The organism is Pseudoclavibacter sp. RFBA6, assembly GCF_002931575.1.
GTDB lineage: Bacteria > Actinomycetota > Actinomycetes > Actinomycetales > Microbacteriaceae > Pseudoclavibacter > Pseudoclavibacter terrae.
Genome location: NZ_PSUA01000012.1, coordinates 76,554 through 99,915, shown reverse-complemented (window position 1 = coordinate 99,915; position 23,362 = coordinate 76,554). Strand labels below are relative to the sequence as shown.

At 66.6% G+C, this 23,362-nt stretch carries 19 protein-coding genes and 4 tRNA genes; 13 read left to right on the top strand and 10 right to left on the bottom strand.

Going from position 1 to position 23,362, the window contains the following annotated elements; all coding sequences use genetic code 11:
* The first annotated feature begins 78 nt into the window (after positions 1–78).
* The 3 genes from C5C17_RS10400 to C5C17_RS10390 all read left to right on the top strand — a co-directional run bounded on the left by C5C17_RS10400 (position 79) and on the right by C5C17_RS10390 (position 2,912).
* Positions 79–1,311: an ammonium transporter gene (locus C5C17_RS10400; RefSeq protein WP_104253315.1), complete on the top strand. Its 1,233-nt coding sequence runs from the start codon at positions 79–81 to the stop codon at positions 1,309–1,311.
* Between the two features lie 109 nt (positions 1,312–1,420).
* Positions 1,421–1,921, top strand: a complete 501-nt coding sequence (locus C5C17_RS10395) for a DUF456 domain-containing protein (RefSeq protein WP_104253314.1) — start codon at positions 1,421–1,423, stop codon at positions 1,919–1,921.
* 112 nt (positions 1,922–2,033) lie between these two features.
* The gene (locus C5C17_RS10390; protein WP_104253313.1) at positions 2,034–2,912 is read left to right on the top strand and encodes a hypothetical protein; all 879 of its coding nucleotides are present in this window, start codon (positions 2,034–2,036) and stop codon (positions 2,910–2,912) included.
* Between the two features lie 106 nt (positions 2,913–3,018).
* On the opposite strand, the gene C5C17_RS10385 is transcribed toward C5C17_RS10390, so the two are convergent.
* Complete coding sequence (locus tag C5C17_RS10385; RefSeq protein ID WP_181028548.1) at positions 3,019–5,853, bottom strand: ExeM/NucH family extracellular endonuclease; 2,835 nt, start codon at positions 5,851–5,853, stop codon at positions 3,019–3,021.
* A gap of 106 nt (positions 5,854–5,959) precedes the next feature.
* Positions 5,960–7,003, bottom strand: coding sequence for a Ku protein (locus C5C17_RS10380; protein WP_104253311.1), 1,044 nt, complete (start codon positions 7,001–7,003; stop codon positions 5,960–5,962).
* A gap of 93 nt (positions 7,004–7,096) precedes the next feature.
* Between C5C17_RS10380 and C5C17_RS10375 the strand changes: the two genes are divergently transcribed.
* The gene (locus C5C17_RS10375; RefSeq protein WP_104253843.1) at positions 7,097–9,493 is read left to right on the top strand and encodes an ATP-dependent DNA ligase; all 2,397 of its coding nucleotides are present in this window, start codon (positions 7,097–7,099) and stop codon (positions 9,491–9,493) included.
* Positions 9,494–9,574: 81 nt separating this feature from the next.
* Here C5C17_RS10375 and C5C17_RS10370 read toward each other — a convergent pair whose 3' ends face one another.
* A complete protein-coding gene (locus tag C5C17_RS10370; RefSeq protein ID WP_146079138.1) occupies positions 9,575–9,778 on the bottom strand; it encodes a hypothetical protein in 204 nt (67 codons plus the stop codon).
* Between the two features lie 206 nt (positions 9,779–9,984).
* Here C5C17_RS10370 and C5C17_RS10365 point away from each other — a divergent pair, with 206 nt between their 5' ends.
* Both C5C17_RS10365 and C5C17_RS10360 read left to right on the top strand, forming a co-directional pair.
* The gene (locus C5C17_RS10365; protein ID WP_104253309.1) at positions 9,985–10,479 is read left to right on the top strand and encodes a hypothetical protein; all 495 of its coding nucleotides are present in this window, start codon (positions 9,985–9,987) and stop codon (positions 10,477–10,479) included.
* Positions 10,480–10,562: 83 nt separating this feature from the next.
* The gene (locus C5C17_RS10360) at positions 10,563–10,781 is read left to right on the top strand and encodes a DUF3263 domain-containing protein (RefSeq protein WP_104253308.1); all 219 of its coding nucleotides are present in this window, start codon (positions 10,563–10,565) and stop codon (positions 10,779–10,781) included.
* An 18-nt stretch (positions 10,782–10,799) separates the two neighbouring features.
* Here C5C17_RS10360 and C5C17_RS10355 read toward each other — a convergent pair whose 3' ends face one another.
* The 3 genes from C5C17_RS10355 to C5C17_RS10345 form a co-directional block, all read right to left on the bottom strand.
* Positions 10,800–11,690: a DUF5996 family protein gene (locus tag C5C17_RS10355; protein WP_104253307.1), complete on the bottom strand. Its 891-nt coding sequence runs from the start codon at positions 11,688–11,690 to the stop codon at positions 10,800–10,802.
* A gap of 108 nt (positions 11,691–11,798) precedes the next feature.
* On the bottom strand, positions 11,799–12,107 hold the full coding sequence (locus C5C17_RS10350; RefSeq protein WP_104253306.1) for a hypothetical protein: 309 nt from the start codon (positions 12,105–12,107) through the stop codon (positions 11,799–11,801).
* 92 nt (positions 12,108–12,199) lie between these two features.
* Positions 12,200–12,535: an ATP-dependent DNA ligase gene (locus tag C5C17_RS10345; RefSeq protein ID WP_146079137.1), complete on the bottom strand. Its 336-nt coding sequence runs from the start codon at positions 12,533–12,535 to the stop codon at positions 12,200–12,202.
* 273 nt (positions 12,536–12,808) lie between these two features.
* On the opposite strand from C5C17_RS10345, the gene C5C17_RS10340 reads away from it, so the two are divergent.
* Positions 12,809–14,275, top strand: a complete 1,467-nt coding sequence (locus tag C5C17_RS10340; protein WP_104253304.1) for an amino acid permease — start codon at positions 12,809–12,811, stop codon at positions 14,273–14,275.
* An 82-nt stretch (positions 14,276–14,357) separates the two neighbouring features.
* Positions 14,358–14,633 carry a hypothetical protein gene (locus C5C17_RS10335; RefSeq protein WP_104253303.1) on the top strand — a complete coding sequence of 92 codons (276 nt, stop codon included), beginning with the start codon at positions 14,358–14,360 and terminating at the stop codon, positions 14,631–14,633.
* A gap of 20 nt (positions 14,634–14,653) precedes the next feature.
* Here C5C17_RS10335 and C5C17_RS10330 read toward each other — a convergent pair whose 3' ends face one another.
* From C5C17_RS10330 to C5C17_RS10320, 3 genes are all read right to left on the bottom strand, one after another.
* Positions 14,654–16,057 (bottom strand): hypothetical protein, encoded by a 1,404-nt coding sequence (locus tag C5C17_RS10330; RefSeq protein ID WP_104253302.1) that lies wholly within the window; start codon positions 16,055–16,057, stop codon positions 14,654–14,656.
* A gap of 46 nt (positions 16,058–16,103) precedes the next feature.
* Entirely contained in the window at positions 16,104–16,649 is a 546-nt protein-coding gene (locus C5C17_RS10325) for a hypothetical protein (protein WP_258066161.1), read from the bottom strand.
* A 137-nt stretch (positions 16,650–16,786) separates the two neighbouring features.
* Positions 16,787–18,013: a hypothetical protein gene (locus C5C17_RS10320; RefSeq protein WP_146079136.1), complete on the bottom strand. Its 1,227-nt coding sequence runs from the start codon at positions 18,011–18,013 to the stop codon at positions 16,787–16,789.
* Between the two features lie 152 nt (positions 18,014–18,165).
* Here C5C17_RS10320 and C5C17_RS10315 point away from each other — a divergent pair, with 152 nt between their 5' ends.
* Positions 18,166–18,696 carry a hypothetical protein gene (locus C5C17_RS10315; RefSeq protein ID WP_146079135.1) on the top strand — a complete coding sequence of 177 codons (531 nt, stop codon included), beginning with the start codon at positions 18,166–18,168 and terminating at the stop codon, positions 18,694–18,696.
* A 1,322-nt stretch (positions 18,697–20,018) separates the two neighbouring features.
* Positions 20,019–21,035, top strand: a complete 1,017-nt coding sequence (locus C5C17_RS18365; protein WP_146079134.1) for an AraC family transcriptional regulator — start codon at positions 20,019–20,021, stop codon at positions 21,033–21,035.
* Positions 21,036–22,631: 1,596 nt separating this feature from the next.
* On the opposite strand, the gene C5C17_RS10300 is transcribed toward C5C17_RS18365, so the two are convergent.
* Positions 22,632–22,704: transfer RNA gene (locus C5C17_RS10300), tRNA-Val, on the bottom strand.
* Between the two features lie 330 nt (positions 22,705–23,034).
* Here C5C17_RS10300 and C5C17_RS10295 point away from each other — a divergent pair.
* The 3 genes from C5C17_RS10295 to C5C17_RS10285 all read left to right on the top strand — a co-directional run bounded on the left by C5C17_RS10295 (position 23,035) and on the right by C5C17_RS10285 (position 23,322).
* A tRNA-Gly gene (locus tag C5C17_RS10295) sits at positions 23,035–23,106 on the top strand.
* 64 nt (positions 23,107–23,170) lie between these two features.
* A tRNA-Cys gene (locus C5C17_RS10290) sits at positions 23,171–23,241 on the top strand.
* A gap of 6 nt (positions 23,242–23,247) precedes the next feature.
* Positions 23,248–23,322 (top strand) — tRNA-Val (locus C5C17_RS10285).
* Positions 23,323–23,362 lie beyond the last annotated feature (40 nt).

The following is a 23,362-nucleotide window of genomic DNA, read 5'->3' as shown; positions in this document are numbered from 1 at the left end:
ACTCGAAGCATCTCCCCACACCGTGTCACGACGACGCGTCCTCCAGGCCGCAGCACGGGTGGCGAAAGCGAGGATGCAATGGATACCGGTGGAACCGCGTGGCTGATGATCAGCGCAGCGCTTGTGCTCTTCATGACACCAGGACTCGCCCTCTTCTACGGCGGCATGGTCAAGGAAAAGAGCGTCGTCAGCATGATGATGCTCTCGTTCGGGGCGCTCGGCCTCGTCGCCGTGCTGTGGATCCTGTACGGCTACAACATGTCGTCCGTGTCCGGCGACTCCTTCTTCCAGTTCGCTGGGGACCCCTTCTCTGACTTCGCGCTGACCAACCTCATCCAGGACAGCAATGCGACCGCTGGTGCCGCGTACGGTGGCACGTTCGCCATCATCACGACCGCGCTGATCTCCGGGGCCATCGCGGACCGCGCGAAGTTCGGTTCCTGGATGCTCTTCGCCGGCATCTTCGCCACGTTCGTCTACTTCCCAGTCGCCGCTTGGGTCTGGGGCGGCGGCTGGATCATGCAGCTCGGCACCCAGCTCGGCTTCGAGGGCATCGAGGTCATCGACTACGCAGGTGGAACGGCCGTGCACATCAACGCAGGCGCGGCAGCACTCGCACTCGCGCTGGTCCTCGGCAAGCGCGTCGGCTTCGCGAAGGGCATCACGCAGCCCCACAACGTGCCTCTCGTGCTCCTGGGTACCGCGATCCTCTGGTTCGGATGGTTCGGCTTCAACGTCGGTGCCGCATGGGGCGACCTCGGCGGCTCGGAGTTCCCCGGCCCCGGACTGCTCTTCATCAACACCATCGCCGCTCCTGCTGCGGGCATCCTCGGCTGGATCATGGTCGAGAAGCTGCGCAACGGCAAGGCGACGTCGATCGGCGCCGCATCCGGTGCGATCGCGGGTCTCGTCGCCATCACGCCGGCGTGCGCCGTGCTGACGCCGGGCTGGGCGCTCCTCCTCGGCCTCGTCTCGGGCGGCCTCTGCGCGTTCGCCATCGAGCTGAAGTTCAAGCTCGGCTTCGATGACTCGCTCGACGTCGTCGGCCTGCATCTCGTCGGCGGCCTGGTCGGGTCCATCTGGCCTGGACTCTTCGCCTTCGACACCGGCCTCTTCACCGGTGGCGGAGTCGAGCAGCTCATCGTCCAGCTCATCGCATCGCTCGGCGTCCTCCTGTACTCCTTCGGAGTGAGCTTCCTCGTGGCCTGGGCCATCCAGAAGACCATCGGCTTCCGGGTGCGTCACGAGGATGAAGTGGCCGGGGTCGACGTGGTCGTGCACGGCGAGACCGGTTACGCGCTGTCCCGCTGATCACGCGGACGGCCTTCGGGGGCCGTGCATCCACGTTCTTGTGGATGCACGGCCCCGTTCTCGTCTGCATCCACCCAGGGGTGCGTTCGGGAACCGATACGGTTGAGTCATGAATGCCCCCGTGATCGCAGCCATCGTCGCCGTGGTCCTCGCGATCGTCGGCGTCATCGGCATCATCGTGCCCGTGCTGCCCGGCAGCATCACCATCGTCATCGGCTTCCTCGTGTGGGCGATCTTCGCGGGCAGCTGGCCCGTCTGGGTGGCGTTCGGGGTCGGAGCCGCGCTGCTCATCACGGGCATGATCATCGGCTGGGTGCTCACGGGGCGCGGGCTCAAGAAGAAGCAGGTCCCGAACCGATCAGTGCTCATCGGCCTCGCAGCCGGCATCGTCGGCCTGTTCGTGCTCCCGGCGTTCGGACTTCCGATCGGCTTCGCGGCCGGTCTCGTGGCCTCTGAGTACGCGCGAGTGCGTGAATTCCGCGCGGCCCTCGACTCGAGCTGGACTGCGGTCAAGGCGCTCGGTCTCGGCATGCTCATCGAGCTCATGTGCGCGCTGGTCGCCACCACCATCCTCGCGCTGTCGATCTTCCTCCACTTCATCTGGCTCTGAGTTTCCTGAGCGACCCGGGCAGTTCTGACTTCGACTTTCGGGGCGATCGTCTTACTCTTAGGGAAGCTGTGCGCGGAATGCGCGCCGCTGGAGAACGTCTTAGAGGAGCCGGATGTCGAACGGGGAGACCTCGAACGCCATATTGGCGTTCGTCAAGAAGCGCCCGGGTGAGCTCGCGGCCGCGACGATGAGCGTCATCGCGGTCGGCGCGGTCATTGCTGCCCTGACCGTCACCAACGGCCAGGGAGGCGATGTCGCAGCGCCGGTCGACACCGTGGCCGTACCCGCGACGACGAGTGCCGCCGTGGCGAGCGCCAGCTCCAGTGATGTCGTCAACCTGCACATGCTCGCTCAGCCGCTCGCCAGCCTCCCGTCGGAGCGGGTCGGGACGGCCGAGAAGGTCGCCCTCGAAGACGCCCTCGGTCAGGTCAAGGATGCGCTGAGTTCGACGTCGTCGGAATCGAACGCGCTGCAGACCTCGTACATCGCACTGCAGAACGCCGTCGGTGGCATGGCGACCAGCACGCTCGCCCTGGGACGAGAGCACCGGCTGCAGGTCACGCTCGCTTCCGCGGACATCCTGACCGCGTACGACGCAGCGCTCATCGAGCTCGCGGACGCAGCGGATGATCGCGCGCGCACGACCGGGATCTCGTCGGTCGTGCGCCAGGCGACGGCAGCGCAGAGCTCGCACAGCGCGGCGGTCGACACGCAACAGGGTGAGGACACGAGCGTCCCGGAGGAGCCCATCGACGACTCGGGGGTCGACGCCCCCACGCAGGCGCCCGCGCCCTCCGAGCCGACCACGCCGACCTTGACGTCGCAGCCGGTTCCGGACGGATCCGGAGGCGGCACGACGCCACCCGCGCCGGTCGAGACGCCGGAGCCGACTCAGCCGCCGGCCCCTGATCCCACCGATGAGCCTGTCGATCCGCAGCCGACCGGTGAGCCCACGCCCTCTGAGCAGTCGGGGAGCGACTCGGGACCGTGATCCCGCGCTGCGCGTTCTGACTCCTGACGACAGGCCGTGAAGCGAGTGCGCTCCACGGCCTGTCGTCTCCCTCGAGGCGAGTCAGCACTCACCCCAGGCCATCAGGTCAGGCGCGGTCCACGCGGCGCCTCAGCAGGAATGCAAGTGCGCCCGCGAGCAGCGTGGCGCCGGCCGTGATGGGCAGGATGGTGCCGAGCTCGACGCCGGTGGTGGCCAGCTGCTGTCCGTCCGACTCTGGGTTCCCTGGAGTAGTCGGCTGGCTGGGCGTCGGCCCGCCAGCCGCCGGCGGGATCGCGCTTGCCGAGGGCGAGACTCCTGGCACGGTCCCGTCGGTCTGCGTGGGCTCAGGAGTCACCGTCTCGGTGGGTGCCGGGCCTGCCGTCTCGGTCGGCGTCGGCGCGACGGAGAAGTCGAGGCCGATCAGGAACGGGTTGTGGTCGGACGACCGGTAGACGTCATCCGAGTAGAGTTGGGTGACGTTGGAGTTGAAGCGGCTGTACTCGGTGCCGACCTGCTCGTACGCGTTGATCGTCCACACGTCTGCTCCCGTCACTGCTCCGGCCGCTGCGTCGCTCGCCAGGATGTGATCGAGTGAGCCGACGGTGCCGCCGAAGCTGTACGAGTACTCGGTGCCCGTCGAACCGGGCTCGCCAGCGGTCCGGTTGCGCAGGTCTCCGAGGTTCTCGTAGCCGGCGTCTTCGAGCACTCGCATGGGGTCCTCCTGCGAGTAGCTGTTGAAGTCACCGGTGAGGAACAGGAGGTCCGTGCCGTGCTGGGCGCGTTGCGCCTCCGTGAAGCCGGCGAGCGCCTGAGCCTGCCGCGTCCGGTCGCCGTCCCACCCGCCGACGGCTCCGGCGGGCCCGACGATGTCGTCCTCGTTCGCGTTGTCGCCCTCGCCGGAGCCACCCTTCGACTTGAAGTGGTTGGCGACGACGATGAAGTCGGTGTCCGTCGCGGGATCCGAGAACGTCTGTGCGAGCGGAGCGCGTCCGTTGACGAACGCCGGGTCGTCGAGGATGCTCGAGGACCCGCTCAGCTCGACCGTCGCGGGCTGGTAGATGAAGGCGGTTCGGATGACGTCGTCACCCGTCGCAGGAATGTCCGCGGGGGAGGGCACGTGCGCCCACCGGTCGGCACCGGCCGCGGCGTTGAGGGCGGCCACGAGATCCAGGAGCGCCGCATCGCGATCCTTGCCGAAGTCCGAGGAGTCCTCGATCTCCTCGAGCGCGACGATGTCGGCGTCGAGCTGGTTGATCGCGGCGACGATCTTCGACTCCTGCCGCTCCAGGTTCTCGGCGTCCCAGGCACCGCGCGGAAGGCATCCGTTGGCGCTGATGGGGTTGCCCTCACGGTCGGTGTAGCTCTGGCTCGGGTCGCAGGAGTCGACACCGAGGCTCGTGAAGTAGTTGAGCACGTTGAACGTGCCGAGCTGCAGGCTGCCGCCGACCGAATCGGGGCCGACCTCTCGCGCGTCGGAGAAGGTGACGGGTGCATCCTCGGTGCCCGTCAGCGTCGTCGTCGGCTGGAAGCGGTAGCTGTCGAAAGAATAATGAACGACGACGGGCTGGCTGAAGGTCGCCGTCGCACCAACGGTGACGGGGGTCTCGATACTCAGGTAGGGAAGCGGGATCTCCGCGTTGATCATGCTGCCGCTCTCCCGTCTGAGGAAGTCCGTCGAGGCACCGTCGTCGAGGATGACGCTGTGCGCGGCGTTGTACTCGGCCTGCGCGACTGCCTCGGCGCTGCCGGGAGCCCCGACCTCGGTCGGCGTCACGAGCAGCCGCTCCCCGACGGAGAGTCCCACCTCGCCGTACTGGTTCAGCGCATAGTTCTCCGAGACCCGGAAGGTGCCAGACGGTGCGAGCAGCATCCCCTCGTAGCGTTCCCGCTCCTCATCGGTCTCCGGCCACTCGATCGCGACGGGCTCGACGACGTCCTCCTGGCGGACTTCGAGCTGCTCGACGCCGCTCGCACTGATCTGGGTTGACTCGAACCGCTCACCGACTCGTCCGGTGACCGCGACTCGATCGCCGATGCTGACCGTGGCGGCAGCGGCTGGGCCGTACACGAAGACCCCGGTCGAGGCGATGTGGGTCGTCGAGTCTGAGGCACCTGGCGTCTGGATATTGAAGCCGCCGAGCCCACCTTCGGCGTAGACCGCCGTCACGACGCCCTCGGTGGTAACCGTCTGGTCGACGAACGGTGAGGCGGCAGCGGTGCCCTGGATCTCCGCGATCGACACAAGCTCCGCCTCCGGCGGGACGGTCGGAACCGCAGTCGACGTCGGCGCTGGGGTCGTCGTCGAGCCGCCCGCGGAATTCTCCGGCGTCGGTGCCGCCGCGACGAAGTCGGCCGAGTTCTCGTCGGTGTCGACTCCCGTAGCTGAGCGCTGGGCACTGAGCGCGTTGCCGAGTTCCGGCGCCGGGGCGGCCCCCTCGAAGGCACTCGCGCTGCCGTAGCCGACGAGGTCGACGACTCCGAGAGCATCCGCGCCCGTCCCCGCGGGGAGCGTGAGCGCGTCGGTCGTGTCTGCGAGGGCGACGATGCCTCCGCGCGCGCCCATGGCGATCTCCCCGCTCGCATCCGGCGCCGGGAGCTCGCCGGTCTGCGAGGTGCCGGCCGACAGCGCGACGAGATAGTGGGAGGCCGGTGCGACGGTGCCGGAGAGCTCCGCAACACCGCCGAGGTTCCCGCCCGCGGAGAAATACTGGACCGACCACCCGTCGACGCTGACCGCCGCGGGGCCCGGGTTGTAGAGCTCCACGAAGTCGTTCGAGTACAGCGAACCGGAATTGCCACCGCCCCCGTAGGCCTCGTTGATGACGAGCTCTGTTCCACCGGGCGCTGCGAAGGTCGGGGGAGCGGCTGCGACGAGCAGGCCGCCTCCGGTGAGCGTCGTCGCGGCTCCCACCGCGAGGAGCTTCTGCCAAGGTCGTGTCACGTGGGTCCTCCTGGGGCGTTCGACTGACGAGATCGCCGTCACCGTACCCGCCCCATGTCGCATGGGGACTTCTCGTGCGTGAACGCCCGGTGAACTGGAGGACGTCTCAGGCGCTCTTCCGCTCCTTCGCAGGCGTTGCCTTGCGGGGCGTTGCCTTCTTGCCTGCGGCCTTCTTCGCGGCCGACTTCGCCGTGCTGCTCGCCGCCTTCCGGGGAGCGCTCTTCGTCGCCTCGCGCTTCTTCGACGTGCTCTTCTTCGACGTGCTCTTCTTCGACGCAGTCTTCTTCGTGGAGGTCTTGCTTGCGCCCGCCTTCGCGTCCTTCGTGTCGCCCTCCTTCTCTCCGGCCCGGTCGGATGGCGTCCTCCGCCCCTTGTCGATGCTCCGTCGAAGCGCGTCCATGAGGTCGATGACCTCCCCACCCGACTCGCCGTCATCCTCGGTCTCGCCGAAGGTGGCAGCGGTGTCGAGGGCGTCGCCCTCCGCGAGCTTCGCGTCGATGAGCTGCTGCAGCTGCTCCTGGTAGTCGTCGGTGAACCGGTCGGGTGCGAAGTCGGCCGCGAAGGAGTCGACGAGCGATGCGGACATCTTCAGCTCCTTCGCCGAGATCCTCACCCGTTCGTCGAGCGACGCGAAGTTCGCCTCCCGGACCTCGTCATCCCAGAGGAGCGACTGCAGCATGAGCACGTCGCCGCGCGTCCGGAGCGCGCCGAGCCGGGACTTCTGCCGGAGCGAGAAGTGCACGATCGCGGTTCTGTCCGTCTTCTCGAGAGTCTTCCGCAGCAGCACGTAGGCCTTCGCCGACTTCGAGTCTGGCTCCAGGAAGTAGCTGCGATCGAACATGATCGGGTCGAGCTGGTCGCTCGGAACGAACTCGACGACGTCGATCTCGCGGCTTCGCTCTTCTGGCAGGGAGCTGAGGTCGTCTTCCGTGAGCACCACCGTCCGGTCCTCGTCGGCGTACGCCTTGTCGATGTGCTCGTAGTCGACCACCTTCCCGCAGATCTCGCAGCGTCGCTGATAGCGGATGCGCCCACCGTCCTTGTCGTGCACCTGGTGCAGGTGCACGTCATGGTCCTCCGTCGCGCTGTACAGCTTCACTGGGACATTGACGAGGCCGAATGCGATGGAGCCTTTCCAGATGGATCTCATGCTCCAAGTACAGCGGACGCGGTGGTTCCGGAGCCGAGCCGACGCTGAGTGTTCACCGGTGATCGCCTCAGGCTCGGGGTGCATCCTGGGCCGATGGCGACTCCGAAGCAGACGGTGACGGTCGACGGCCACCGTGTGACGCTCACGAATCTCGACAAGGTGCTCTACCCGGAGACCGGCACCACGAAAGCCGAGGTCCTCGCCTACTATGCGGAGATCGCGCCGTTCCTGCTGCCGCACGTCCGGGAGCGTCCCGTGACTCGCAAGCGCTGGGTCGACGGTGTCGGGACCGCCGAGCACCCCGGCAAGGTGTTCTTCCAGAAGAACCTCGAGGCGAGCGCCCCTGCGTGGGTGCCAAGGGAGGGGATCGAGCACCGGAACCACCGGAACGAGTACCCCATCGTGCGGGATGTCGCGACGCTCACCTGGCTCGCGCAGGTCGCCGCCCTCGAGCTGCACGTGCCTCAGTGGCGTTTCGGTCCGGGCGGAACGCCGCTGAACCCCGACCGCCTGGTCCTGGACCTCGACCCGGGCGAGGGCGCCGGCCTCCCCGAATGCGCCGAGGTGGCGAGACTTGCTCGTCGGATCCTGCAGGGCATGGGCCTCGACCCCGTCCCCGTGACCAGCGGCAGCAAAGGTATCCACCTGTACGCCGCCCTCGACGGAGCCCACACCTCGGATGAGGTCTCGCAGGTTGCCCACGAGCTCGCGAGGTCGCTCGAGGCCGACCATCCGGACCTGATCGTGAGCGACATGAAGAAGACCTTGCGGGCCGGCAAGGTGCTCGTGGACTGGAGTCAGAACAACGCATCGAAGACGACCATCGCCCCATACTCCCTCCGCGGACGCGCGCGGCCGACCGTGGCCGTCCCACGTACCTGGCGCGAGCTGGCGTCCGCGAAGCTGCGCCACCTCGAGTTCGGCGAGGTGCTGGCACGGATGCGCACCAGGTCCGACCCGCTCGCTCCCGTCGCCGAGGCCGCCAGGGAGGACCGGCTGGAGCGCTACCGGTCGATGCGGGACGCGTCGAAGACGAACGAACCGGTGCCGGCGGATGCCCCGCCTTCCTCATCCGGGCGGAGCTTCGTCATCCAGGAGCACCACGCGAGACGGCTTCACTACGACTTCCGGCTCGAGCACGACGGTGTGCTGGTCTCCTGGGCTGTGCCGAAGGGCATTCCAACCGACACGAAGAAGAACCACCTGGCGGTGCAGACCGAAGACCACCCCCTGGAGTACGGCACCTTCGAGGGCACGATCCCGAAGGGCGAGTACGGGGCTGGCGAGGTCTACATCTGGGACTCGGGGACCTACGAGCTCGAGAAATGGCGCGGGGGTGAGGAGGTCATCGTCACGTTGCACGGGGAGGCAGCGGGCGGGCTCGGGGAGCCGACGCGGGTTGCGCTCATCCACACGCGGGGGAGCGGTGATGACAAGAGCAGCTGGCTGCTGCACCGGATGTCAGCCGAGAAGTCGCCGAGGACGGGTGCCACTGCGTCACACCGCGCCACGACCCGGACCGAGCGCTCCAAGCCCTCGATCCCGCCCATGCTCGCGACCTCGCGTGACACGAGCGTCTTCGACGACGAAGGTGACTGGGCGTTCGAGATGAAATGGGACGGCATCCGCATCGTCGCATCCGTCGAGCCCGACGGGCCACGGCTGCTGACGAGGAACGGCAATGACGTGACGGCTGCGTACCCGGAGGTCGCCGATGCACTGCGCGCGACCCTGAGCGGGCGGGTGGCGGTTCTGGACGGCGAGGTCGTGGCGTTGGACCGCCGGGGACGCCCTGACTTCGGCCGACTCCAGTCGAGGATGGGCTTGCGCGCACCGCGCGACGTCGAGCGGGCGGCCGCGGAGGTGCCGGTGCACTACTTCGTCTTCGACCTGCTCGAGGCTGACGGCGAGAGCCTGATCGATCGACCGTACGAGGAGCGGCGGGACCTGCTCGTCGAGGACGTGCGCGAGCATCGCGGGCTGCGTGTTCCTCCGGTCGTCGAAGGCGACGCAAAGCTGGCGTTGACGAGCAGCGCTGAGCTCGGGCTGGAGGGCATCGTGGCGAAGCGGCGAGACAGCCCCTACCGTCCGGGCCGGAGGTCCGAGAGCTGGGTCAAGGTCAAGCACCACAGGTCCCAGGAAGTTGTCGTCGGGGGATGGCGTCCCGGACGGGGACGACGTGCCGACAGCGTCGGCTCGCTGCTGCTCGGCGTCCCCGGTCCGGACGGACTCCGCTACGTGGGCCGTGTCGGCACAGGATTCACCGACCGACAGCTCGAACGGACCGCCCAGGAGCTGGCGTCCCGCGAGCGTGACACCCCGCCGTTCATCGACATCCCGGCGGCGGATGCGCGGGGTGCGGTCTGGGCGGAACCGGAACTGGTCGGGGAGGTCGAGTTCGCAGAATGGACCGCCGGTGGCCGCCTCAGGCAGCCGAGCTGGCGCGGATGGCGCCCCGACAAGTCTCCAGCGGAGGTCGGCCTCGATTGAGCCCGAGGGGCTCGCGTCCCAGGCCTGCCGAGCGCGGTGGAGGCCGGGTCACCAGCGCGACCCGGCCTCCGGAACTGCGGTTCAGCCGTTGACACCTGCGGGCGGGACGGTGTCGTCACGGTGCTGCGCCGCGTCATCGCGGACCTGCGTGGGCGGCTGGTCCGGCCGTTCCCGGTTGGGCTCACCCGTGCCGAGGCCCTGGATCGATTCTGCTTGGAGCCGCTCGTTGGTCTCGTCGAGGGTGGCGTCGTCTTCGTGGTCGGGGGTCGCGTGCTGTTCTGTCATGCTCCGACCGTACGCACGCCAGCCGAGACGAAGGTGAGTGCCGGCCGCTTCCACGCTCACGTGCACGCATCCGTTCACACGCAGCGCATAAGGTGCTGTTGCAGAATCTGACGCGTCCGACCACGAGGAGACCTCTGCCGATGACGAGCACCCGGCCCGCGCCGCCAGCCCACGCCCGATCGGCATCTCCACGCCGACGGCGGTCGGTGGGGAACGTGGTCCTCGGGGTGCTCGGGACGACACTCGTCCTCGCCGGAGCTGTGATCCTGGCGATGTCGCTCTTGGTGCCGACGACCCTGGAACGCGGGTACGGGCAGGTGAAAGCCGCAGTGAACGACGTCGCCGCGGAGGTGCAGCTGCCCGCGGTTCGGCTCGGGGTCGAGGGCGGTCAGGAGGAACTCGACGTGTGCGACGGATCGTTCATCGAGATGACCAGCTATCGCAACACCGTCGGAGTTCCGGCCGTGTACGCGGCGCACAACAACTGCGGGGGCGACATCGTCCTGAACTGGGTGGTCGGGACGCAGTTCGAAGTCGAGGGCCAGCCGGGCACGTTCGAGGTCGTCGACGTTCGGCACACGGCGAAGCACTGGGAGACGACGGAATCACTGATCGGCCTGCAGGGGGATTTCGCACTGCAGTCGTGCTTCTACGGCGAGGATCGCATGCAGTTCGTAGGCATCAGACCGGTGGCCGGTTGACGTCGCCCGCCTGGGTCCTACAGAGGTGATGGCTGAAAAGCAAGAGCGGGTCATCTCGTTATGTCCTGACCTACTCTTCAGGCATGATCACCGCACGAGCAAGGGCGCTCCTGGAGTTCGAGGCAGCTCACCCTGGCCGCGACCGTCCGAAGCTCGACAAGATCCGGCAGCTCGGCCTCACTCCGGAGGGGTATGAGGCCAGGCTCGAGGTGCTCGTCGCCGACGTCGACGTCATGGCCGAATACCCCGAGCTCGTCTATCGATACTGGAACCAGCGCCGCGATCGCGCGTCCCGGCCTTGATGTCAGGTCTCGGATGCGCTAGGCGCTCGTGGTGACGCTCGCCCAGTCTGCGAGGTCGGCCTCTGCTCGATAGGTCGCTGTCAGGAAGTCCTGGACCAGCCCGTCCGGGTCGGCTGCCTCCCGAACCACCTCGTACGGCAGGAGGTACTCTCCGAGAGCCTCGTCCCAGTAGGCGCCCTCCGGCACTCGCGCATCCGCGAATCCGACAGGAGCGGGGTAGGCATACGAGTAGTAGGCTCCCTCGCGCCCGCCACCAGGCCAGAAGCCGGCGCTCGAGATCTCATGCGAGTACCCCTCGATCATGACCTCGTTGGGGCAGTTCGGGGCCCCGCCCGGGTGACGGGGCGCTTCGCGGCCGGAGAAGCGGGTCACGGCGAGATCCATGGCTCCCCAGAAGAAGTGCACGGGGCTCACCTTGCCGGTGAATGCTACGCGGAACCGTGCGAGCGCCCGGTCCGCGTCGACGAGCTGTCGCCAGAACGCGTGAGCCGCGTCGCGGTCGTAGCTGGCGTGCCGTGTGTCCTCGGCGAAGGGAATCGCCAGCTCCACCTCGTTCGGGGCGCCGTGGATGCGCGGGTGGAGGTTGAGCTCACTGAGCAGAGCGAACAGGCGCGAAGAGAAGTCGGCGACGGACATCGGCTCGAGATGCAGCACTCGCTCCCTGGCGTCGCTGTGGCGGATGACAAGGCGGTGCTCCACGAAGTCGAACTCGATGTCGAAGATCGCGTCGCCGTGTGATTGCGTGCCGGTCGCGAGTCCGCGAGGGGTGACGTGCAGCGTCACGTTCCACCAGTGGTTGACGTGCGGCGTGCTGACCATGCGGATCTTGCCCACGATCTGCAGCCAGCGGTGCAGGGTGTCGCGGGTGTCGGTCCAGCTGTCCACGGCGAGGATCGGTCGAGTCGTCACATCCCGACGATAGCGGAACGGACGTCGAGGGTCACGGATCGGCGGGCAGCTCGTCGCGTTCGACTCTAGGCGAGCCGCAGCGCGATCCGAGGGGTCAATCCCCGACGTCTAGAGAACTGGCCCCACGGGGTCATCCACCGCGTCGTCTCCCCAGGCGATGCAGCTGTCCGGCTCGAATTGCGGCAGCGTCGCCGGGTCGAGCGCGCGCGAGGCTGCGTCGCCCTCATCCACGGCGAGGGCGCTCGTCAGGACCTGTGAGAACGGCGTCACCAGCACATGCGCGAGTCCTCTGTCGGTACGGAGATCCACGAAGGCGCCACCCGTGCGGACCGCCGCCAGGATGCGCTCCTGGACGGCGGCGATATCGGAGTCCTGGACAAGAAAGGCGTCTCCGGCGATGACGAGCTCGTACGTCATGGGGCACCATCCTTCGCGAGGCTGGTCTCAACGCTAGCTGTCACGATTCCCAGGCACACGTGGGTTGACGTCACGGTGAAGGCGGGGGAGAGCTACCCCTTGGGCAGCTGCGGCGACATCTGCTCGCCGAGGACGACCTCGCCGCCCGCATCCCTGACGACGAGTCCCGCGGCGCTGTCAGCGGACCGTTGGAGCGCGGTGAGCCACTCCGGGTCGAGCTTGTGCGCGGGCTTCTCGATGTGGAAGTGCGCGGGAAACGACGGCGTCATCCAGACCGTGCTCCGGCCATCCCCGCTGGTGTCCGTGTTCCGCCACGAGACGATGAACGACTCCTGGTTCCTGAACTTCTTCAGCACGATGACCTGAAGGTGGGCCAGTGTGCGGTCGTCGAAGCGGACCTGAATGCCGTCGTACGTCATGATGCCCATGCAGAAGGCCCTTCCCTGCTTCTCGCGCGTGACCGATCGATGATCGACACCATCCATGCGGCGAAGCGATGCTCGTCAGACGATGATGCCACGGCCTGCGTTCCGGAGTCTGGCGCGGAAGCCCGCGAATGCTCGAGCCAGAAGTCCTCAGCGAGCTTGACGAGTACTCGTCAGCACCGCCCACTCGTCCGAAGCCGTCCGACGCCGCATACTGAGCGTGCGGAATGGATCTTCACAGAGCTGTGGAGATCGCGCACTGAACGAGGAGCACCGATGAGCACACGAGGTTCGTCCCAGTCGATCATGCGGCGGAAGCCGATCGAGGAGATGGAAGAGGACAACAAGAGCAGCGGCCTCTTCAAGTCGCTCGGGCTCTGGCAGCTCACGGCGATCGGCGTGGGCGGCATCATCGGTGTCGGCATCTTCTCGCTCGCCGGACTCGTCGCCGCGGGCAGCGAGGGGACGCCGGGAGCGGGGCCAGCTGTCCTCATCTCGTTCCTCATCGCGGGCCTCGCCTCGGCGGCCGCCGCGCTCTCCTACGCGGAGTTCGCCGGCATGATCCCGAGGGCAGGCTCGGCCTACACGTACGGGTATGTCGCCCTCGGGGAGGTCATCGGCTGGTTCATCGGCTGGGACCTCCTGCTGGAGTACATCGCCATCGTGGCCGTCGTCGCCATCGGCATCTCCGGCTACTTCGACGCCTTCCTGTCGGGCCTGGGCATTCACATGCCGGTCTGGATGACCTCCACCGTCGACGAGGGCAAGGGCGGGATCGTCAACATCCCGGCCATCGCAGTCTGCCTCGTCGTGACCTGGATCCTGTCTCGCGGCACGAAGGCCTTCGGGCGGTTCGAGCTCGTCGCGGTCGCCATCAAGGTGATCCTGATCCTGTTCATCATCGGCCTCGGCGTCTTCTACATCGACGCGAACAACTACAACCCGTTCATGCCGAGCGGCTTCGGCCCGGTGCTCGCCGGCTCAGCCACCGTGTTCTTCGCCGTCTTCGGCTACGACGCCATGAGCACCGCGGCTGAGGAAGCCAAGGACGGGAAGAAGCACATGCCGAAGGCCATCATCCTGTCGCTCATCATCGCGATGCTGCTCTACGTGGCGGCGACGCTCGTGCTGACGGGGATGCAGAACTGGGAGGAGATCGACCCGACGGCCGGCTTCGCCTCCGCGTTCAACAGCGTCGGCCTGCCCGTGATCGCGACGATCATCTCCGTCTTCGCCGTGCTGTCCATCCTCACCGTGATGCTGACGTTCCTGCTCGGCGTCACCCGTGTCTGGTTCTCGATGAGCCGCGATGGGCTGCTGCCGGGCTGGTTCGCGAAGACGGACCACAATGGGACCCCGCAGCGCGTCACCTGGATCGCTGGCGTCGCGTCGGCGCTCCTCGCGGGAGTGTTCCCGATCAAGGCCGTCGCGGACCTCACGAACATCGGCATCCTCGCCGCGTTCGTCGTGGTCTGCCTCTCGGTCATCATCTTCCGGTACAAGCGCCCGGATGCTCCCCGCACGTTCCGCCTCCCGCTCATGCCCCTGGTGCCCGCGTTCGGCATGCTCGCCTCAGGCTTCCTGATGCTTCAGCTGCACTGGGAGACCTGGCTGCGGTTCGGTGGGTGGCTCGTCATCGGCCTGATCATCTACTTCGCGTACGGTCGCAGGCACTCGCTCATGAACCCGAACAGCCCGCGGCACAGGGCGCTGAGCGACGGCATGGGAAACCAGCGCGACTAGGCCGGTGCCGAGGCGGGCAGGCGTCATGCGGCCCGGCCTCGGTCCCGCCGCGGGTGTTCCGGCGTTCGGGTAGCGTCGGGAGATGGATCTCGAACAGGACGGACCGCGAGCCGCCTCTGAGCCACCGGAGCCGCCTCGAGCGGGACCGGGCCTCGCGCTCAACGGGCGGCGGAGCGGACCGTACGTCGGCGCCGCGCTCGCGACGGTCCTCGGGTGCATCTTCCTCCTGCCGCTGGTCGAGGGATGGTGGCTCAAGGTCGCGGTGTTCTGCGTGTGCATCCTGCCGATCGTGTTCGCTGTCTGGATCACCCGGAGAGCTCTCCGCCGCGAGGCGAGCAGGCGGGCCGGGGAGCGCTGATCGGCGACCGTGCGTGGTCGTCAGCGTCGAGGGAGACGGAGGGCGGGGATCTCGAGCGCTGCCGTCCCGAGGTCGCGTGCCTCCCACTCCTCGGCCGTGTAGCTCGCCCCGTCCGGGAACACCTGCGGATCCCGCCACGCGGTGTAGGAGAGCAACCGCGGACTCCCGACGCTGTACCCGTCGCGAAGAGCGGCGACCGACATCTCGGCAAGCGCACGCCTGACCGGACGGGCGTCGTGGCGGCGGGCGGTTGCCGACCAGTTCGGCTGGCTCGGGCCCGGCGGCGTCCAGCCCGCGCCCCGGAGGACGCGCTCGTCGGCATCGGCGACGATACTGCGCCCGGGCGCCTCCGCCTCCAGCACGTCGGAGTCTCCCGCGAACTGCACGTACCTGCGCGCGTCACCGGCCGCGGACACGATGACGACGACCCGGTCGGTGACCTGTTCGAGTGCCGCGGCGAACGCTTCCGCGAAGTCGCTCCACGTCGTGGGCACTCCCGTCGGCGTGCGCTCTCTCCCATGACGCAGCCACGGCGGGGCCGATGGAGCCCGCGTCGTCGTCACCTGCAGCTCGGGGTCATCGAGCGCGACCGAGTGCACATACTCCTGGATCTCGGGGCGCTCGAAGCCGAACTGCACAAATCCGCGGCCCACCGAACGTCGGTCGCGAGTCGAGAGCTGCACGGCGTGCGCGGACGTCGGCCTGACTTGGACCGACAGCTCACGGTACGTCCCGGGGTGCAGGATCGTGACGTATGCAAGCTGGTCCTCCGGGGTGATCGTTCGGAGATGCTCTCCCCGCTGCGGAACGAAACCGGGCCGCGGCTCCTCGGATCGCAGGGCCCACTCAGCGCCCCGCGGCACAACCGGGTACTCGAGGCCATCAAGCATCGCGTACAGCCCCGGGGCCTGGAGCTGCCGAGAAGGCGCCCCATCTCCCCGCTGGAGCTGAGAGGCGCGCGCACCCGTTCGCGCAGGCTCTCGGGGTGGGAGGACCTCCTCGGGGTGTCCTTCCCACGGGATCGGCTTGCGAACCCTGGTGCTCGTGACCGTTAGCTCGGGGTCGCCGTTGGTGACGGTCTTCCGCCAGTCGTGGCCGCCGCGACGCAACGGCTCGGCCGTGAACCCCAGGTCCGCCGACGAGCGGTCGGTCGAGACGAGGAGCAGTTCGGCACCGCCGGGACGCGGCGCGACGTGCACCGGCAGCCCCCGGTAGACGCCGACGTGCTCGAACCCGAAGCACTCGACCTCATCGTCGATGGCGATTGGGCGGATGTAGACCTCGTCAGCGACGACGAAGTCACGCACGGGGCTTGTCGAGCGGAACGCCCACCTGCCGTCGTGCACCCGCAGCGGGTACAGCACGCCGTCGTGAGTGGCGTAGAGCCCAGGCCCCGGAACCAGGTTCGATGCGGTGTGGTCCATGATGTTCCTCTTCCTGCTTGTCAGTCCCCGCTGAGCGTGCCGAGCGTCAATGATCCCGGAGGCGACGCGCCTCGCGGTCGTACGCTTCGGCGTCGAAGTACGAGTCGGGTCCGAGCATGACCGGTTCCTGGTCGATCCAGATGGCGTTCCCCTCGACCCGGAGGATCGCGATGACCATGACGTGGTCGCGCTCCGACGACCAGATCGTCAGCAGGCGGTCGTCACCGTTCGTGTGCTGCGCTGACGCAAGTGCCTCGACCGCCGGCTGGCGACGAGTGCTTCCCTGCTCCAGGGCACCGACGACGTCGTCGAGGGGGAAGCCGGGCCGCACCCCAAGGATGACTGCGTTCTGGAGGACACCACCGCCGCGTACTCGCCACCGGCGGGCGACGAGGAACGTCAGGACGATGCAGGCGACGAAGGCCAGCGGGGGGAGGACAAACGCACCAGCAACCGCCTGACCGCTCCGCACTCGCCCGCCCAGCAATTCGACGGTGGCTGTCGGGTTGAGGGAGACGAGCAGCGCGACGAGGCCGGCGGCGACAGCTGAGGCCAGCCAGAACACCGTCTTGCGCGGCGATCTCTCAGACACGAACAGCTCCGGTCGCGTCGCGAACCAGACCGATAAGTCGCGTGACCTCGAGCGAAGCGGTTGGAACCCCATGACCCCACCCTACGGAACGGCGAGCACATGCCTCCGAGTGCTGATGCCCGCAGCGGGCACCGACGTCAGCCGACGGGCGCGTTCATGCCTGCCGCCCAGTCGCGGATCGCCTGGCGCTCACTGTCGCCGCAGATGTAGCCATAGCCAGCCTCCGTGACGCCGTCGCTCAGCGTCCACTCGTTGAGATACGTCAAGGCGTAGCAGTCGGCCATGACCTCTTCGCTGCCCTGGAACAGCCCCTGCGCGAGGAGGGCCTGGTAGCCGCCGTCATCGTCCGGGTATCTCACGTCGTCTGCGCGTTGGTACACGTGCGCGAGCTCGTGGACGGTGGTCAATTTGGCGTGCCACTCGCTGCGCTCGGTGTCCGGCAGCAGGTGCACAACCAGGGGACTGCCGCCTTTGACGCACCCTGTGACCGTGTACCCCTCGCGGGTCTTGCAGGTGGTCGCCGCGTCGTATTGGACGTCGATGAACCCGTTCCCGGCGGCGTCGATGAGGCCTTCGCTCACGGACCCGCTCGCGTTCGCGCGGCGCGTCTCGGCGTCGGTGATGCTCTGTTCGAGGTCCGCGCGGAAGGTGCTCATCTGGTCGGCGACGAGTTCCGCCGCGTACGCGGTGAGGTTCGGGTCCTCCATCTTGACGTCCTGGTCCTCCATCCAGTCGAAGAGCGCCACGAGGGGCTTGACGGGGTTTGCCTCGAGCGCTGTCGAGAGCTCATCGATTCTCGTCCGCTCCTGCTCGTACAGCGCAATGTGATCGGCGAGGTCCGCGGCGCCGGTGTCGACCGGGGCTGCTTCGACAGAGGGGCTCGGGGTCGTTGCCGCGTCGCTCAGGCCGAGGATCGCGCCAAGGCCGGCGAACGCGAACAGGCCCATGAACGCGACCACGACCAGGCAGCCGCAACCGGCGAACCAGTACCCCGCCTTGCCTTTCCTGCGCGGCGCGTATGGGCTTGGACCGGGGGCGTACGGGGCGGCGGCCAGGCCTGCACGCGGCGGGTACGCGCCTTGACCGGGGGCGTAGGGGGCAGCGGCGAGCCCCGGATGCGTTGGGCGAGGCCCGTACCCGGGACGCGTTTGAGTACGCGTCGACTGCGGTTGCGGCTGCGGCTTGCCTGGCCCGCTGACCCCGTTCATCCATCGGATCAGCTCGGGCGTGGCGCCCGGGTTCGCGGCGATGTCCGCGCGGAGATCGGGGCGGCGCATGGCGATGCTGGTCAGGACGTGCGGTGGCGTTCCCGCGGCTCTCGCCGCTGCCCGGTCCCGGTCCCGGTCCCATCCCACGTTCGCCATTGCTCTCCTCGTCGTCGGCCCTGATGCCGAGTTTAGAGCCGACCGGAGCCGACGAACCCGCAGTGGACCCGTCGATCGCTCGCCTCACAGCGACTGTCGCCCGTCCCACCGGCCCGACCGCGCCCGAGACCACTGCCGCTTAGCATGTGAGCGTGACGTATCCCAACCACTTCCCTCATGCGACCTTCTCGGGTGCACTCGGAGTCAGCGGCGGGGGAGGATATGTGCCCGCGACTGCCGAGATCAGCGACGGCTGGATGACGTTGTGGGCCCTCGCGCCAGAAGGGTGGACCGTCGTCGTCCGCGCACCTGCATCCCAGGTCACGGTGACGTCGAGGGCGCAGAGCATCCACCTCGCCGTCGGGGGAGCGAAGTACCCGCTGCTCGCCGACCCAGGGGCTGTCAACCGCGCGCTGGGGTATACCGCTGCCGGCACGGTCGCATCGGTCCTCGACCGTCCGATGGCCGGCGCCGCAGCGGATGTCGGTGCCCTCCGGAATCAGATCTCGGCCGCCTCCTCCTGGAGTGCGGGCGGTGGACCGCAGTTCCTCGACGCGGCACGCCGATCCGGCGCACGCGTTTCCCGCCTCGGCTACGGCGCCATCGCCGCCATCGGCTGCGGCTCCGGTATCGCCGTCGTGATCATCGTCACGGTACTCACCGTCCTCGTGGTCAACCTCTGAGGGCGGTTGGGCAACAACGGGGTGCGGTGCGAGGCAGAGCACGGCCGCATGGGCGAAGATATCCGCGCCTCCAGTCGCGGTTCTATTCGGGACGACACTCGCAGTTGTTGGCTCTCGAACGGGTAACCGACGAGGCTCCGGCACACCCACGCAGGCGAACACCCCGGCCATGGGGACTGGATGTCTCCCTCGCAGGGGTGAGCCCGCCCCTCGCGCCGGCGTCGAGTCCGCTGTGCACCGTCTGCAGTCGCACGCTCGTCCCGTTTGCCCTGGCCGACGATCCGCCCTGCTCGTGCCGTGAGTAGCTTCTGGCCGGCGTGTCGGTGACGAGGAAGTCGTAGTTGGGGGACGTTTGAGGGCCCGTGACGTTGATGGTCGCAGGCCTGCCAGCTCTCGTGCAGATGAGCATTCGGCGCTTCAGAATCGAGCTGACCGCTTCACCTTGGGTTGTCCGAGAACACCCGAAGGCCGTTGGGAAGAGATGTGTGCCCTCACATTCCCCAATGCAAGGGCACACGCAACCAACTACCCCTCATTGCCCCCCGGCAATTCCGGCAGCAGCGGTTGGTCTAGGAAAGGGCCGCGGTGTTGTTCCAACATCCACGCTCGGGCGCTTGATCGATCCCGATCAACGTTCGTCTGCGCGCCGAGAATTTGTTCATACCACTTGACATCTCACTGCGGCATGACCAGTTTCCGTCTACGGTCAGGTTTCACTTGTTAAAGCTCATTGCGGCCTCGGGTCTGGGCAAACCCAGACTTGCAAGTTTGGAAGAGGCTAGGGCTGCTGCCAGCTGGTGATTGACCCGCAGCGAGCGGGGACAGGTGGGGTTTCGAAGTTCGGGACCCGAGCGGGATTTCTCACGGCGTTTCTTTCCAGCGGGGCTCGGGAAGCCCCATCGGAGCCCGCGGACAGTGCTGCAGATGACGTCGCAGGGCTGGGAGCCAATACTGGAATGGTCCACGCGGCTCCGGTGGAAATCGTGCGTCGCGTGTCGTGAGGGTGGTTCGGGGCGTCGCTCATGTTGGGTCCGCTTCCGCTCGGTCAGCACGAGCTCAAGGTGATGCGTTTCAGGTGTCGGTGACATTGTGAACACTTGCTCTGGCTGTGGACCAAACTCGTGGGAAGTTTTGGTTCGAACGTGGCAGTTATTGCACCGGCCCCCGGAACTGTTCCGTCACATGCCCTCCTGCTGGTCTCAAGCCAGCCTGACCTCCGGACCTGTGGTCTCGAGGGAGGTTCGCAAGGGACCGCTACATGATGCATAGTTGTGGTCCAGCTTGAGCCCCCAGGCTCAACAAGGCATGGAGAGGATCCCGCAATGGCGCAGAATCCGGACGAATTCAATCGGGTCGACGGGTATCGAACAGGTCTCGCGTTGTCGGGCGATGAAACGATGTACTTCATGGCATCGCACGGCTGGACGATCGCGAGGTGTGAGGGTGTTCCGCAGATCCTGTCGGATCATACGTGCGTAGATGGTTTCCTGGTCGCTCGCATCTGGCACACTCCAATGCGGCTCGTCGCGCACAAGCGTCAGCCGTTCAAAACGCCCGTCATGGCTTCGCTCGCAATCCTGGGGTCTCACCGTATCGAAACGAAGCAAGGCGAAACGCTTCTGAACGCGGGAGACCTGATAGTCAGTCGCTCGAGCGACCTCATAGCCCTCGAGACGAATGAACCCACCGCGAGATTGATCCTCGGAACCGCCGAGAATCGTTTGTCTTACTACGGCGACTCTGAGTCGCTCTATGGCAGAGCAATGCATCCCCCGGAGGGAGTGCTCGGAGTGCTGAGGGCAGCCATTACTGCGTCACTAAACGCCCCGACGGACCCGAGCTCCCCGGCCTATGGGCCTTGGCGACGCGGACTTGAGCACTTACTTGCTGCCAGCATCAGCGCGACGCGGGATGTGCCTCGAGGCCTGCCTCAGGGGAGTCACCTTGACCCTGGCTCTCTCCTCGGCCGTGCAGTGAGGGTGATCCTGGATCGCGCGCACGATCCCGATTTTTCGGCGGGCTCGCTCACGCGAGTGCTCGCTGTGTCGACTTCCAATGTTCATCGAGTTTTTCGAGAGGTGGGATTGACTCCGGCCGGATATCTTCGCGGGGCCCGTCTTTCTCTCGCGCTCATGAACCTCAATGGATACGGCGGGCGAAAGGTTGACTTCGCGCAGGTTGCCGGAGTCAGTGGGTACAGGAACGTGCGCACATTGTTGAGGGCATTGAGTGGGAGCGAAGAAGGACGCTCCTATTTGACGGACCAGGATTCGCGACTCCAGATGGAAAGTCGAATCCAGGGAACCGGAGAGGCGGAAAGGCTGGCAGAAGCACAGTAGGAGGTGATCCCCTGCCCCGGACGGCTGCCCCGGGAGGAGCAACGTGTGCATGAGAGATCGAAGGCGCCTTCGGTGCAAGGGTTGCAGCGCCAGATTGGGCGATGGGGCGGCCGTCACGTTCCTTTCGCCATTGATTCGGCACGCAAACTAGGAGCTAAACTAGCTACTCTCACGATGGGCATCGCTATTGACCCGAGTGAGGCCGTAGGTTTTGTTGTGGGTGTGCGGTCCACGTGCCCTATCAGACGTGTGTCACCGCATGTCTGATGCCAGATTGTGAAACCAGCTTCAGGCCGGTCGACCAGGAGATGGATGAGACACACCGTGCCTCATTGGGTGGAGGCAGGGTGCCGACGTTCTGTGTTGGAGCCCAGCCGACGCAGCCCTCTTCACAGCGATGTGGAGCAAACTTCAGCGGTTGGACTCGATCCGCGGCTCCAACTGCAGCACGCTGCCTGGCTCCCGCTGATACCGACGCCCAGGCGCACAAAACATGCGTCAACCACGCCCTTTCCAGGTGGCGGATCTCACTGTGCAGACTGTGGCATACGGGCGCCCCGAATCAGTCCTGAGGCATTCAGTACTGTTCTCAGGCCTCATACGTGGGGCTCGAAATGGAGATATTTGTGGGACGCGGAAGGTCCGCAAATATGTTGCTCGGTGTTCGACCAGGCGCGCAAGCTCTCCATCCCGTCGCTCGACCGTCCGACGCGGGGCACCCTTCACCGAGATATACCAAGTGCCTGCTGACTCTTCACCACAGGCCCGTGCCAGAGCTCGGGGTGAGACATCGCGGCACCAGAAGACAAGTACGGAGATCCTGTATTCAGCCTGGGCGTGGTGGCGGTCTTGTTCTGCGGGCTTTACCTGGTGCAGGTGGCGAACGATGGCGTGATTCGCCAGTCGTCGCCATTTCCAGCCGTTGTCGCTGTGTTCGTGAACCGCATGCGCAGCCTGATGTTTCCCGTGCTCGTGCCGGTGTCGGAGACGGTAATGTTCCGTGATTGGCCAGCCACGCCGTTCGCTCCGAATTGGGGGTTGCGGACGCCGTTTGTCGCGCAGCTCACGGTGAAGACACCAGTACTCCAGGACCGGTTTGCGTGTGGGCTTGAGCGAGGTTCGTCGTAACCGCCCCTGCAATCACGTCGAAGGTCACAGATGAGTTGACAGTGCCGCAGATCCCCTCGGACGTGTAGCCCTTGCCAGCCTGGACGCTGAAGTTGAAGTTGTACGTGCGCCCCGCAACAACCGGGATTGTCACGGACGTCGTCACGATGTTCACCGTGGTCGTGCTGTTCGCATTCGTGCTCATGGTGAACGTGCCGCCGGACCACGTCGACAGGGCTGTCGATCGGGGTGTTCCGATGACTGCTGTCCAGAGTCATTATCGCCATGACCACAAGCGCGCAGCCGACGCGAGAGCCTGAACGAGGGAGCGTCGCCGAATCGAACGCATGCCGAGCGCCTCCGACCGAGTGCGGAACGAGCTCGCTTCATAGTCCCGAAAGCAGTTTGTCCCATATTCGTCCCACGGGCACCACACAAGCGAAAAGGCCCGGTTCCAGCTTTACGGCTGAGACCGGGCCTTTATTGCGGTGGGTGATGCGGGACTCGAACCCACGACCTCTTCCGTGTGAAGGAAGCGCGCTACCAACTGCGCCAATCACCCGCGACGAGGACTAATCATGCCACAGAATCCGGCGGGGGATGAGCACGCGGTGTTGAAGTGCCGAACCGTGTCGCCGTGTCGTCCAGGTGCACGAGTCAGTCCAGCACGTCCCGGCACTGCGGACGTGCCTGCATCGCTTCGAACGGCGCCTCCGGCGACTGTTCGCAGCAGCCCCTCGTGCAGGACACCTCTGACGCCCACCGCGGCTTGCCGTTCTGACCAGGACTTTCGGCGAATTACACCGGTGGATTTTGTATCGCGGCTCGAGTTCCTATAGAGTCATTCTCGCGCTGGTCAAGCCGGAACGGAAGTTCCCGAGACAAGCGCGATGCGGATGTGGCGCAGTGGTAGCGCATCACCTTGCCAAGGTGAGGGTCGCGAGTTCGAATCTCGTCATCCGCTCGAGTGTGACTCAGTCTGGTGGTAAACATCAAACGGAGTTTGCACGGGTTTCAACCCACAACACGGTGACGTGGCCGAGAGGCGAGGCAGCGGCCTGCAAAGCCGTCCACACGGGTTCGAATCCCGTCGTCACCTCGCAATGGGCGATTGGCGCAGCGGTAGCGCGCTTCCCTGACACGGAAGAGGTCACTGGTTCGATCCCAGTATCGCCCACCATTGAGAAGAAGGCCCCTGAATTTCAGGGGCCTTCTTCGTG

Excerpts from the sequence above, each read along its gene's own strand:
- C5C17_RS10400 (WP_104253315.1), top strand. The coding sequence starts at position 79 with ATGGATACCGGTGGAACCGCGTGGCTGATGATCAGCGCAGCGCTTGTG.
- C5C17_RS10395 (WP_104253314.1), top strand. The coding sequence starts at position 1,421 with ATGAATGCCCCCGTGATCGCAGCCATCGTCGCCGTGGTCCTCGCGATC.
- C5C17_RS10390 (WP_104253313.1), top strand. The coding sequence starts at position 2,034 with ATGTCGAACGGGGAGACCTCGAACGCCATATTGGCGTTCGTCAAGAAG.
- C5C17_RS10380 (WP_104253311.1), bottom strand. The coding sequence starts at position 7,003 with ATGAGATCCATCTGGAAAGGCTCCATCGCATTCGGCCTCGTCAATGTC.
- C5C17_RS10375 (WP_104253843.1), top strand. The coding sequence starts at position 7,097 with ATGGCGACTCCGAAGCAGACGGTGACGGTCGACGGCCACCGTGTGACG.
- C5C17_RS10370 (WP_146079138.1), bottom strand. The coding sequence starts at position 9,778 with ATGACAGAACAGCACGCGACCCCCGACCACGAAGACGACGCCACCCTC.
- C5C17_RS10360 (WP_104253308.1), top strand. The coding sequence starts at position 10,563 with ATGATCACCGCACGAGCAAGGGCGCTCCTGGAGTTCGAGGCAGCTCAC.
- C5C17_RS10350 (WP_104253306.1), bottom strand. The coding sequence starts at position 12,107 with ATGACGTACGAGCTCGTCATCGCCGGAGACGCCTTTCTTGTCCAGGAC.
- C5C17_RS10345 (WP_146079137.1), bottom strand. The coding sequence starts at position 12,535 with ATGGGCATCATGACGTACGACGGCATTCAGGTCCGCTTCGACGACCGC.
- C5C17_RS10340 (WP_104253304.1), top strand. The coding sequence starts at position 12,809 with ATGAGCACACGAGGTTCGTCCCAGTCGATCATGCGGCGGAAGCCGATC.
- C5C17_RS10335 (WP_104253303.1), top strand. The coding sequence starts at position 14,358 with ATGGATCTCGAACAGGACGGACCGCGAGCCGCCTCTGAGCCACCGGAG.
- C5C17_RS10330 (WP_104253302.1), bottom strand. The coding sequence starts at position 16,057 with ATGGACCACACCGCATCGAACCTGGTTCCGGGGCCTGGGCTCTACGCC.
- C5C17_RS10320 (WP_146079136.1), bottom strand. The coding sequence starts at position 18,013 with ATGGCGAACGTGGGATGGGACCGGGACCGGGACCGGGCAGCGGCGAGA.
- C5C17_RS18365 (WP_146079134.1), top strand. The coding sequence starts at position 20,019 with ATGGCGCAGAATCCGGACGAATTCAATCGGGTCGACGGGTATCGAACA.